The organism is Acetomicrobium flavidum (genome assembly GCF_900129645.1).
GTDB classification, from domain to species: domain Bacteria; phylum Synergistota; class Synergistia; order Synergistales; family Acetomicrobiaceae; genus Acetomicrobium; species Acetomicrobium flavidum.
Genome location: NZ_FSQZ01000001.1, coordinates 353,839 through 365,983, shown reverse-complemented (window position 1 = coordinate 365,983; position 12,145 = coordinate 353,839). Strand labels below are relative to the sequence as shown.

Genomic DNA, 12,145 nt, shown 5'->3' with positions numbered 1-12,145 from the left:
CGACAAGAGGTGAATGAAGGCATGAATCCATTGCGTGTGGGCGTTGTTGGAGTAGGTCATCTGGGATATCATCACGCGAGGATATACACTGAGCTTCTGGAGACAAAATTGGTAGGCATCATGGATACGGATGAGGAAAGGGCTGCCTCCGTAGGAGAGACCTTGCAGGTTCCGTATTATACAGACTTAGAGGAGTTTCTGAAAAAAGCCCATCCGGATGCCTTAAGTATCGTGGTGCCCACGGTAGCGCATTACGAAGTTGCAAAGAGCGTTATGGAGAAAAACATACACGTGCTCATCGAGAAACCGGTGACGAAGACCGTCGATGAGGCAGAAGAGTTGCTAAAGATAGCTGCCAAGAGAAACTTAGTGCTTCAAGTCGGCCATATAGAGCGCTTCAACAGTGCAGTACAATATGTTAGAGGCATCTGCAATCCGCCCCTTTACATTCAAACTAGAAGGCTGGGGCCCTTTTCTCCAAGAATCGCTGACGTAGGCGTTGTCCTGGACCTAATGATACACGACATCGACATAATTTTATCGTTAGTTGGCTCTGAGATTAGGGAGATCTCCGCATATGGACGTTCCGTATACACGGAGCATGAAGACATCGCATCGGCACATTTGACCTTTGCTAACGGCACTATCTCGCATATATTGGTGAGCAGGGTCTCGGAAAAAAGGCTGAGAACCCTTGAGATAATGGAGAAGGAGCGCTACATAACGCTAAATTACGAAACTCAAGATGTGTCGATCCACAGATGCATCAGGGATAACGGCATGGGCTTAATGGAAGTGATAGAACACCCAGTGTTTCCCAAACACGAACCTCTCAAGATGGAGTTGCAGCATTTCATATCGTGCGTAAGAGAGGGCAGGCAGCCAATGGTTGGGATAGCCGACGGCAAAAGAGCTCTCGAGGTGGCCGTAGAGGTGTTAAGACAGATTCATAAAAATAAGCTGGCAGATTTTCAGGGAAACATCGAAACGTTGCTCTAAAATTAATTGACCTTCACGTCTTTATCAATTGATGATGCTGCATTTAATGTTGACGCTTAGTATTGTAGAATAGAGGGAGAAAAAGCTCCCTCTATTTTTTTATGAGGTGATGCGACCTTGGCGAAGGACATAAGAAAACACAGAGACAACTTAGCCAATCAAATCATTCTTTTGCTCATAGTCATAATAGCTACCCTATCGCTGGTTATTATTGCATGCACTTATCACAGGCCTGATAGGATTTTCATGGATAATGTAATATTGAAATTGATATATGAAAGACATTCCGGCGCAGCACATTGAGTTTGGGGTGCAGGATATGTCTTTGTTGCATTCGATACCTGACGTCAACGTTCAAGCTTTAGTGGCAATCGCACTGTTTGCCATTGCCCTACTTGTTGCAAGGATCATCAATAACATCAACTCGAAGAAATGGCCGGGAGGGGTGCTTTGGGTCTTATACCTTCGAGTTTTGTTGGGTTTTTTGCTTGCCGCTTCCGTGGTCTTGGGATTTTATGCCTTCGCAGGAATTAGTATATTGAGGTAAGATCGGGTTCGCGATTGTTATTCAACGCCATGTATGGGGTGATATGATGCAAAAGATCGCAATCCTTGCGGTTTTGTTCTTTGTTTTGGCATCGTCGGTGCATGCAGAAACTGGCACACTATATACCTTGCCACAGGCAAACAAAATAGAGGCCGAGCGGCATATGATGGTAGCTCGGCGACATTTTTTAAGTCGGGATTACTTTGGGTGTCTCGAGGAACTGGAATTAGCTCAGAAAGATGACATATATCTAGTGAGCACTTATCTGTTAAGGGCTTTATGTCAGAGGCGTTTGGGCATGTGGGGCGATGCTTTGACGTCCATACATTATTATTTGGAAGTTGCCAGTGCTGACGTACGTGCTAAATTAATTGAAGGTCAGATAGTAAAGGAAAGGGATCTTTTAAAGGAAATCCTGTCCGGCAGGATTGAGGTAGCATCAACTCAGGCCTACAAACAACCTCTTTCGTTGTTTTTTAACCTTCCCTTGGGCGCAAAGCCCCGAGCGAAAGCCATAGGAAAGGCAAGTTGTCTTGAGGGAAGGTCTTGGATTTCTGACACAGAAGGCAACAGGATCTTTTTGATAAAAAAGGACGAAAAGCCCTATGTCTTCGACATCGAAAAGCCGGTGGCTGCTGTGCCTTTAAGTTCAAACGAACTCATCGTAGCGACCAGGAACGGACAAATATACAGGGCGACTTTGACCGAAAAGGATAAGAGGACTAAGGATTTGAGCTTAGAAAAGTTGACCGAAATTCCTTCGATCCTATCTGATGCTGTTATTATCGGAAGAAAAATTTTACTTGTGAGCGATGCGGCGGACGGCAAGCTAGTTTATCTTGACACGGATACAGGAAAGGTCCTTGGCGATTGGAGACCGAATGACAAATCCCGCTTTGAGCCTTTGGCATTATCTTACGGTGGTTATTTGGTAGCTATTGTGGACAGGGGATCTAATTCTCTAATCGTCATGGACCCGTGGTCAAAAAAGGTCGTCTTTCAGGGTCAGGCAGATATGTTAAGGGACGTGGAATGGGTTTCGCCGGCGAAATGTTTTGCGTTAGGAGAGGATGGATCGTTATACGAAGCAAATGTTAAGGGCGGCTCTTTCAATAAGATCATCGATGGGAAGCTGACGAATTGCTGGTGCCTGACTCGAAACGACAATGAAATAATGGCCTTCGATGCGGCTTTGGACAACGTTTTCTGGATAAAGCAGACGTTTAAACAGGAAGATCTGACAGCCTTCGCCAATCTTCATATGATGCAAAAGGACTTAAATAACGGTACTTTAAGCCTAAAGTCAAACCTATACGTTCCTGTTGTGGCCGATCTAAATTTCGAGGTACCGTCGATCAAGGCAGGTTTTGGTAAAATCCTTCTGGCAAGCAGATGGGAAGAGGATGCATATGTCAACCGAGGTTTGCTCTATGAGGTCTCGTCGATGAAAAGCTACGATGTTTTTTTAAGGGACATGTACAACGCCGGAGAGAAGTGGCCTTCGAGGATTGTCTTAGAGCAGAACCCTTCGCTTTCTGGAATAAGTGATGATTTTGTGCTAATGTTGGCAGGGTTATGCCTTAGAGAGGGAATAGCTGTCGATCTATATCTAAAGGATGGGCCCTTACCCCTTAGCCTGACGATGCTTTCGCACATGTCGGGAGGGAAGATCATGTTCTCTCCGCCATTGCAAAGTGAGGTCCCAGGCTTGGCTGGGCTTGCAGGGAAAATATCGGTTGAACTGCCGGAGAGAAAGGTTTTGTTTAAGGAAATCGCATTTGAGCCTCTGTTGGCCATTTTTGGAAACGTTGACGGCATACCCTTTAGGGATTGGGTCCCCATAGATTTTTTGCCGGATATCGATCAACATAAGTGATTGGAGGATTGTCAATGGATTTTCTGGTGCAGAAGGCATTGGATGGAGATCATCGGTCTATAGCAAGGTTAATTTCTTTAGTCGAGAATGAGTCTCCCTTCGCAAGCCAGATAATGGCGCATTTGTATGCATATACGGGAAAGGCTCATATAATAGGCGTTACGGGAAGTCCAGGTGCCGGCAAAAGCACCCTTCTTGATAAGCTTATAAGTAGTTTCAAGGGCATGGGCAAAAAAATAGGCGTAATAGCTGTAGATCCGACAAGCCCCTTTAGCGGGGGTGCTATATTGGGTGATAGGCTTAGGATGCAGGACCACGCCTTGGACACTGACGTCTTTATAAGGAGCATGGGCACGAGAGGATCGCTTGGCGGACTTAGCAGGGCAGCATATGAAGCCGCCATGATACTCGATGCCTGCGGTAAAGACGTCATATTTATCGAGACCGTTGGTGTGGGGCAATCAGAGGTGGACATAGTCAAGATAGCCGATACCGTATGCCTGCTTTTGGTCCCCGGCATGGGTGACGACGTTCAGGTTATGAAAGCAGGTATAATGGAGATAGCGGATATATTTGTGATAAACAAGGCTGATCGGGATGGCGCAGACAGGCTGGCAGCTGAGGTGAACATAATGCTTGATCTTTACGGAAAAAAGGCATGGAGACCGCCTGTCATCAAGACAATTGCGGAGACCGGGGAGGGCATAGACGAGCTTTCGAAGGCCTTGCTTGACCATAGACAATACCTTTCCAAGAGCGACGAAGGCAAAAAGAGGTTTTATTCGAGGATAAAGATGGAAGTCGAAGAAATCCTAAAGCGCGAAATTGCTAAGGTAGTTGAGGAAAGATGGAAGGAATGTTGCAATGATGAACTGATTAGCGCCCTTTGCGCCAAACAGATCGATCCATACACAGTGGCAGGCAGAATTCTAGGCGATATATTTTCAAGGGGGTAATAATGTGAAAATAGTCCTCGGAGCTGATCATGCCGGCTGTATCTTAAAAAATGCAGCCAAGGAATATCTCGTCCAAAAGGGGATAGAGGTGCTTGACCTCGGGACCGATTCCCAAAACGATCCTGTAGATTATCCGGACATCGGGTTAAAGGCGGCCGAAATGGTGGCATGTGGTCAATGTGATCGGGGCATCCTGTCTTGCGGAACCGGTATAGGCATGTCGATTGCGGCCAACAAGGTCAAGGGAGCATACGCAGCTCTTTGTACAGACACATTCATGGCAAAGATGAGTCGCCTGCACAACAATTCCAACATCCTAGTCCTGGGCGGCAGAACCACTGGCCCAAAAGAAGCCTTGGAGATAATAGAAACTTGGTTGAATACCCCATTTGAAGGCGGCAGGCATGCAAGAAGAATAGAGAAGATAAGGGCGTACGAAGAAAGGGCCTTTTCAAATGACAGGAACATCTCTGGTGGGCGGGTGGTCATCATGGATCACCCGCTGATACAGCATAAACTTGGGATTGTTAGGAATGCCCAAACAAGCGTAAAAGAGTTTAGAGAGCTTGTAGAAGAGATAGCGGGCCTTATGGTATACGAGATAACAAGGTGCTTGCCGGTAGAGGAGATCGAGGTTGAGACGCCGCTTGCAAAAACGCATGCAAAGACGATTGCCGGTAAAAAAATGGCCGTGGTCCCTGTGCTGCGCGCAGGCCTTGGGATGATTCAAGGGATACTAAAGCTCATTCCCAACGCAAAAGTTGGACACATCGGGGTTTACAGGGATCCCAATACGCTTCAGCCGGTCGAGTATTATTGTAAACTTCCAGGCGATATTGAGGAAAGGGACGTATTTATAGTTGACCCGATGCTAGCAACTGGAGGTTCCTCGGCATTGGCCATAGACCTCGTTAAAAGGCGTGGTGGGAAAAAAGTGACCCTGGTATGCCTTATAGCTGCTCCGGAGGGCTTGAGCAAGGTGCGGGAAGCCCACCCCGATGTGGATATCTATATGGCGGCGCTTGACGAGCGCTTGGACGAACATGGCTACATAGTGCCAGGATTAGGTGACGCCGGCGACAGATTGTTCGGAACAAAATGATGCATCATGACCATGAGTGGGATGATAATATTCGGGCTTTTCGCATTTATATGGGGATGGGCGGTAACTAAGATCTCCATCCCCCTTTCTTTCAGGTATCAAATTCTCGACGTTCCCGAAAAAAGAAAGCTCCATAGGGAGATTACCCCCCGAGGGGGAGGTATCGTGCTATGGAGCGGGGTACTTTTATTCGTGCTCTTTTATAGGGATTATATGGATATGAATTTAACGCTTTTTGCTTGGTGTGCGAGCGCTATATTCATGGTCGGATACCTGGATGACATGAAAAGCCTGGCGCCTACCGTGAGGCTGATCCTACATTTGATCGCTTCGACAGTGGCCTTGCTCCCGCTGTATAGAAGCGGCAGCCTGCCGGTGTGGGGGTGGCTTGTCGCATCTCTATGGACAGCTTCGATGATCAGTGCCTATAACATGATTGACGGCATGAATGGTTTAGTGCTTAGCATATTTGCCGTAAGTTCCTGTATATTTCTTTTCGCCTTCAAAAATGTCTTTTGGGCCTTTGGCATTGGAATAACGCTTGGAATTTTGCCCTGGAACTACCCGAGAGCGAGGACATTTTTAGGAGACGGGGGAAGCACGCTGCTTGGGTTTACGCACGCTTGCCTGCTTTTATATTGTCTTTTTTGGTCAGACGTGTTGGATAAATCATTTGTTCCTTTCTGCGTCTTCCTGGCCCTGGCCGGCGGGATTCCTTTCTTGGATATGTCTTTGGCGATAATAAGAAGAACTGCCAAGGGAGTCTCTCCTTTTTACCCTGATAAGGAGCACATTCACCATCGCCTGATACGAAGAGGGCTGCCAACTTTATTCGTATTGGGGATAATGTCTTCTTTGCATGCTATCCTCGTTTTGCTGGGTTTAAAAATCTTTTAGACCTTATCCGGTTACAGCTATCACGACAGCAGTTGGAGGTTATGGCAATGTCAACGATTTGTTGTATTATAGGCACTCGTCCTGAGGCCATCAAGATGGCTCCCGTGATATTGAAGTTGAAAGAGCGCGGACTAAGTTGCTTTGTGCTGGCAACAGGGCAACATACCGACCTTTTAACTCAAGCCTTAAGGACGTTTAATATTATGCCCGATAGAGACTTATCCATAATGCGCGAGAGACAAAGTCTAGATTACATAACTTCGGCGGTACTGACAAAGGCGGGTGAGGCATTAGATGATGTGAAGCCCAAAGTAGTATTGGTCCATGGCGATACGACGACGACGTTTGCCTCCGCGTTGGCCTCCTTTTACAGAAAGATCCCTGTCGGACACGTAGAAGCTGGCCTAAGGAGCGGGAACCTATACCTTCCCTTTCCGGAGGAGGCTAATCGGATCATGGTAGATAAATTGGCCACCTTTTGGTTTGCGCCAACGGAGATAGCGAAAAACAATCTTCTAAAGGAGGGTTGCGATCCATCCAGAATCTGGGTGACCGGCAACACCGTCGTGGATGCCTTGATGATGGTCAAGGGGCTAAAGGGAGAGCCCGAATTTTTGAAAGAAAAATTGCCTCCCCATGTGCCGCTTTTGTTGGTTACGGTTCACAGAAGGGAATCTTGGGGCAAGCCCCTTGAGTCAGTCTGTGAGGCTTTGATCGAAATACTGAAGTCATTCCCAAGGCTTTGGATTATAATACCCATGCATAAAAACCCGCTAGTTAGAGAAACATGGCAGAGATATTTAAGTGACATCCCAAACGTCATCCTTTGCGATGCATTGGAATATGATGATTTCGTTTGGATCATGAACAGAAGTACCTTGATATTGACCGACAGCGGTGGCATCCAGGAGGAGGCTGCAACTTTAAAAAAGCCGGTTTTGATACTTAGAGATGTCACGGAAAGGCCTGAAGCTTTAAGTGAAGGCACGGCTCTGCTTGCAGGAAGAGAGCCTTCGAAGATAGTAGAACTTGCCCTTAAGGTCTTGCTAGACGACGATTTTAGGGAAAGACTTCTATCAAAATCAAGCTCTCCCTTCGGCGAGGGAAGGGCTGCTGAAACTATAGTCGATATATTGATGCAATACTTGAACGCAAACGAACATTGCCTCGGGGAGTGAAAGAAGATGAAGGGAAATTCAGAATCAAATTTTATAAGGATAAAGGGAGGCACTTTACTAAAAGGCGAGGTAAAGGCCCAAGGATCGAAAAACGCGGCTCTGCCTATAATGGCTGCTGCATTGTTGTTGCGCGATGGCAAGGTTCATCTCCGCAACGTACCGAAGCTGCTGGATATACACACCATGAGCGAACTTCTCATCGGCTTGGGCGCTAAAGTTTACCGTGACGATCACAACATGACCATAGAAGTTTCTGGCGAGCTTGCCTGGGAGACGCCCGCATCGCTTGTAAGGAAGATGAGGGCCTCTTCGCTTGTCTTAGGTCCGCTTCTTGCTCGTTGCGGCAAGGTGGTGTTGCCCCTTCCTGGCGGGTGTGCCATCGGCAGCAGGCCGATGGACCTTCATTTTAAGGGACTATCCAAGATGGGTGCACAAATAGAGTTGGATAAGGGTGCCGTAACGGCGCGCGCCGATAGGCTTGTGGGCACCAGAATATACCTCGATTTTCCGTCGGTGGGTGCCACCGAAAATCTGCTCATGGCGGCCGTGCTGGCCGAAGGCGAGACGCTGATAGAAAATGCCGCCAGGGAGCCCGAAATTGACAACCTGGTTTGTGCCTTAAAGGTTATGGGTGCCTCCATAGAGGGTGAGGGCACAGGAATCCTTCGGATAAAGGGCAAGGGAGAACTAAGACCTGCATCGGTAGACATAATACCCGATCGCATCGAAGCTGCCACGTATCTTTTGGCGGGCGTAATAACGCAGGGAGATATAACGGTTAAAGGAGTAATTCCAGAGCATTTAAATGCATTGCTCGCCAAACTAGACGAGGCCGGAATTGAAGTTATAAACAGCGGGAACGCCCTTCGCGTTGCCAATCCTAGACGTCCCAAGGGCATAACGCTTAAAACCATGCCCTACCCCGGTTTTTCTACGGACCTACAGCCGCAAATGATGTCAGTCCTTTCTCTTGCTGAAGGGACGAGCATAATACATGAGACCATATTTGAATCGCGGTTCCTCCATGCAAGCGAGCTTCAAAAGATGGGTGCTCAAATCGAGCTTCAGGGCAATACTGCAATAGTTCATGGCCAAAAGAACTTAATTGGTGCAGAGGTCTACGCTACGGACTTGCGTGGAGGTGCAGCCTTAGTGCTGGCTGGTTTGGCTGCGGAAGGAGAAACGGTAATTTACGATACCCATCACCTTAAGAGGGGTTATGAAGATATGGTAGAAAAATTGATACCCCTTGGAGCGCAGATACGCGAAGAGGTTGGAGAACCCCAAGGCAAATAATGATTAACGATGGGAGATGCGATCATGTGGTTAGAAAATTTTATACGTAAATCAATAATGGATGTAGAGCCATATAAGCCCGGGAAATCTATTGGAGAGCTCAAAAGGGAGTTGGGGCTTAGCCATGTCGTGCGACTTTGCTCTAATGAAAACCCTTGGCCGCTTCCCGAAAGCGTCGTAAAGGCCATACAGGATGCCTCGCGCGAAGTTAACCGCTATCCCGACGCAGAGGCCTATTCCCTTAGAAAGGCCATAGCAAAAAAGTTGGGAGTTTCCGTTCAAGAGGTCATCGTCGGAGCGGGCACAGAAGGGGTTACTTTTGCCCTTTTTCAGGCGCTGCTGGAGGAAGACGACGAGGTTGTAATCCTGAAGCCCACATACCCGCTTTATAAACTTGCCACGCTGGCCTGTGGGAGCAAATGCATAGAGGTTCCGGTAGACCACGATTTCAGGGTAAGCGTGACAAGCTTGATGGACGCCTGTACGGACAATACCAAATTGTTGGTCTTGTGCGATCCAAACAATCCGACGGGATTATTTTTGCCGCGTCACGACTTATTGACGCTTTCTGCCTTTTTGAACAGACGAAACATACTGCTGGTCGTCGATGAGGCATACGCCGAATTCGTGACGGATCCGGAATATCTATCCGGAATAGAGCTGTTCCATCAGATTGGCAACGTCGTCATCTTGAGGACCTTTTCTAAGATATACGGTCTTGCCGGATTGAGGGTTGGATATGGTATCGTCCCTAAGCCTATCACAAAGGCATACGAAAAGGTGAGGCGCGTCTTCGATGTCAACTCCATAGCGCAGGCAGCTGCCATCGCTGCTTTAAAAGAAGATGACTACATTCAGGACATCAGAGAGAAGACGTTGCTGGAGAAGGAAAAGGTTACTAGGGCACTTATAAACATGGGGATGGAAGTAAGGGATACGTTTACGAACTTCATTTTAGTGAAGGTGGATGACGAACAGGGGATGTACGATGGACTGCTTAAAGAGGGAATAATCGTGCGCCCTGCAAGCGACTTGGGCTTAAATGGTTTCCTGCGGGTTTCGATCGGATTGCCCGAGGAGAACGAGCAACTTATAAGCACTTTAAGAAAGCTGATGAGACGACTTGGCAGGCGAATTTAAGGTACTGGCCTTCGTCGGGCCGGCGGGCACCGGCAAAAGCCAGAGGACTCATTTTATAGCGCGGCAGTTTGGCGCAAACTACATAATCGATGATGGTCTTCTTATTAAAGACGGAAAGATCGTATGCGGGAAGAGCGCAAAGACCGAGCAGAACCAGGTCAGGGCCATAAGAAGGGCCTTGTTTGAGTTTCCCGATCATAGAGATCAGGTCAAAAGGGTCCTTGAAAAAGCTGCACCTTGCACCATTCTCATAGTTGCTACCTCCCCCGGAATGGCTGTTAAAATATGTAGACAACTGTCACTTCCCGAGCCGGAACGCTACATTTACATTGAAGAAGTAGCAACCAGAGAGGAAATCGAGCAGGCGCTGAGGGAGCGTCACACTAAAAAACAGCATGTGATCCCCGTTGCTTACGTGCAGGTAAGGCGGAACTTTGCAGGCAAGGTCGTCGGACGCCTTAAGACTTTTTGGTCGGCACGCGTGCGCAGCGGTTTGGACGATGCCGAAAAGACTATTGTAAGGCCGCCTTTTAGCTATTACGGCCAGGTAGAAATAGGCCCTTATGCGATAGAGCAGATAGTTAGACACGTGGCCTCGTTAGTGACTCAGGTTGACGAGGTGAAAGATGTCAAGGTAAAGACGGAAGAAGAAGGGGTCGTTTCCGTTAACGTCTCGATAGTAGTTACTGCCGGCAAATATACCTTCATGGAGGTAGGAAACAAGGTCCAACGAAGGATATTTGCCGTTTTGCCCTTTTTGACAGGTTTGGACCTGAATGAAATCAACGTATTGATCGGAGGATGGAAGAGGAACAATGACTGAGATTCTTTATTCTCTGACCGAAGAAGAAATCAAGCGCGAGATTGACAAAACGTGGACGGCGATAGAAGAAAAGGTAAGGAAATGCCAGAAGTGTCCTCTATGTGAAAGCAGAACCCAAAGCGTCTTTGGCGAAGGAGCCAAAAACACAGAGCTGATGTTCGTGGGCGAAGGCCCTGGTGCAGAGGAAGATGCTCAGGGGCTGCCCTTTGTGGGTCGCGCCGGACAGCTGCTAAACCAGATCTTTACGGCTGCCGGGATCAAAAGAGAAGAGGTATATATAACCAACGTCGTCAAGTGTCGTCCACCTCAAAATAGGGTGCCAACGATAGAGGAATGTGCAGCCTGCAACGATTACCTCTTTGCCCAAATCTCACTAGTTCAGCCTAAGATCCTGGTGACCCTGGGGAATACACCGACTAAATGGCTGCTTAAGACCACCCATGAGGGCATCACTCAGCTTAGGGGCAAGTGGTTCGATTGGTACGGCATTAAACTCATGCCCATGTTTCATCCCAGTTACTTACTAAGAAATCAGTCGCGCAAGGTGGGAAGCCCAAGGCATCTGACATGGCAGGATATACAGGAGGTAAAGGCCCAGTGGGACAAGGTAAGGCAAACGAGGTAGAAAATGAGGTAGAAATAATACCTGCTCACGTTGCCATCATAATGGATGGCAACGGAAGATGGGCGAGACAAAGGCATTTACCAAGGATAATGGGGCATTACGCCGGAGTCAAGGCTGTTGAAAGGACCGTCATTGCGGCGACAAATATAGGAATACGATATCTTTCTCTATTTGCCTTTTCCACAGAAAACTGGAAACGCCCTAAAGGCGAAGTGTTGGGCTTGTTTGGCTTGTTCAGATATTACATAAAATGTAAAGTCAAGAAGCTAAAAGAGGAAAATATACGCCTGCGTTTCTCGGGTCGCACAAATTTACTGCCCGAAGATTTGCAGGACTTGATCCTCTGGGCGCAGGACGAGACCGAAAAGGGAAATAGAATGGATTTAGTCGTATGTCTTAACTACGGAGGCAGGCAGGAAATAATAGATGCAGTTAACAGGATTTTGGATACAGACCCTGAAACCAGACCAAAGCAGATCGATGAAGAAAGCTTTAGGTCTTACCTTTACCTCCCCGACCTTCCGGATCCTGACCTTATTATAAGGACCAGTGGAGAAAAGAGGATCAGCAATTTTTGGCTGTGGCAATCTTCGTACAGTGAACTTTACTTCACTGACGTCCTTTGGCCCGATTTCGATGAAGTCAGGCTAAGGGAGGCCGTGGAGGAATATCAAAGAAGAGAGAGACGATACGGAGGGATTTAAAA

Annotated in this window: 12 protein-coding genes; all 12 read left to right on the top strand. The window is 47.6% G+C overall.

What is annotated here, in order from left to right:
* Positions 1-21 precede the first annotated feature (21 nt).
* The 12 genes from BUQ78_RS01820 to BUQ78_RS01760 all read left to right on the top strand — a co-directional run bounded on the left by BUQ78_RS01820 (position 22) and on the right by BUQ78_RS01760 (position 12,143).
* Positions 22-999, top strand: a complete 978-nt coding sequence (locus BUQ78_RS01820) for a Gfo/Idh/MocA family protein (protein WP_014806629.1) — start codon at positions 22-24, stop codon at positions 997-999.
* Between the two features lie 319 nt (positions 1,000-1,318).
* Entirely contained in the window at positions 1,319-1,546 is a 228-nt protein-coding gene (locus BUQ78_RS01810; protein WP_074199096.1) for a flagellar biosynthesis protein FliR, read from the top strand.
* A gap of 46 nt (positions 1,547-1,592) precedes the next feature.
* Complete coding sequence (locus tag BUQ78_RS01805) at positions 1,593-3,422, top strand: YncE family protein (protein WP_318259450.1); 1,830 nt, start codon at positions 1,593-1,595, stop codon at positions 3,420-3,422.
* A 14-nt stretch (positions 3,423-3,436) separates the two neighbouring features.
* Complete coding sequence (gene meaB / locus BUQ78_RS01800) at positions 3,437-4,378, top strand: methylmalonyl Co-A mutase-associated GTPase MeaB (RefSeq protein WP_074199095.1); 942 nt, start codon at positions 3,437-3,439, stop codon at positions 4,376-4,378.
* A gap of 4 nt (positions 4,379-4,382) precedes the next feature.
* Entirely contained in the window at positions 4,383-5,480 is a 1,098-nt protein-coding gene (upp, locus tag BUQ78_RS01795) for a uracil phosphoribosyltransferase (protein WP_074199094.1), read from the top strand.
* Positions 5,481-5,645: 165 nt separating this feature from the next.
* Positions 5,646-6,377 carry a glycosyltransferase family 4 protein gene (locus BUQ78_RS01790; RefSeq protein ID WP_318259449.1) on the top strand — a complete coding sequence of 244 codons (732 nt, stop codon included), beginning with the start codon at positions 5,646-5,648 and terminating at the stop codon, positions 6,375-6,377.
* Between the two features lie 47 nt (positions 6,378-6,424).
* Positions 6,425-7,555, top strand: a complete 1,131-nt coding sequence (gene wecB / locus BUQ78_RS01785; protein WP_084532157.1) for a non-hydrolyzing UDP-N-acetylglucosamine 2-epimerase — start codon at positions 6,425-6,427, stop codon at positions 7,553-7,555.
* A gap of 6 nt (positions 7,556-7,561) precedes the next feature.
* On the top strand, positions 7,562-8,851 hold the full coding sequence (murA, locus tag BUQ78_RS01780; RefSeq protein ID WP_074199091.1) for a UDP-N-acetylglucosamine 1-carboxyvinyltransferase: 1,290 nt from the start codon (positions 7,562-7,564) through the stop codon (positions 8,849-8,851).
* A 24-nt stretch (positions 8,852-8,875) separates the two neighbouring features.
* Entirely contained in the window at positions 8,876-9,991 is a 1,116-nt protein-coding gene (hisC, locus tag BUQ78_RS01775) for a histidinol-phosphate transaminase (RefSeq protein WP_014806638.1), read from the top strand.
* A complete protein-coding gene (locus BUQ78_RS01770) occupies positions 9,975-10,814 on the top strand; it encodes an Asp23/Gls24 family envelope stress response protein (protein WP_074199090.1) in 840 nt (279 codons plus the stop codon). Before hisC ends, BUQ78_RS01770 begins: the two co-directional genes overlap by 17 nt.
* Complete coding sequence (locus tag BUQ78_RS01765; protein WP_014806640.1) at positions 10,807-11,439, top strand: uracil-DNA glycosylase; 633 nt, start codon at positions 10,807-10,809, stop codon at positions 11,437-11,439. The genes BUQ78_RS01770 and BUQ78_RS01765 overlap by 8 nt, the downstream gene beginning before the upstream one ends.
* A complete protein-coding gene (locus tag BUQ78_RS01760) occupies positions 11,412-12,143 on the top strand; it encodes an isoprenyl transferase (protein WP_014806641.1) in 732 nt (243 codons plus the stop codon). The genes BUQ78_RS01765 and BUQ78_RS01760 overlap by 28 nt, the downstream gene beginning before the upstream one ends.
* The last annotated feature ends 2 nt before the right edge of the window (positions 12,144-12,145 follow it).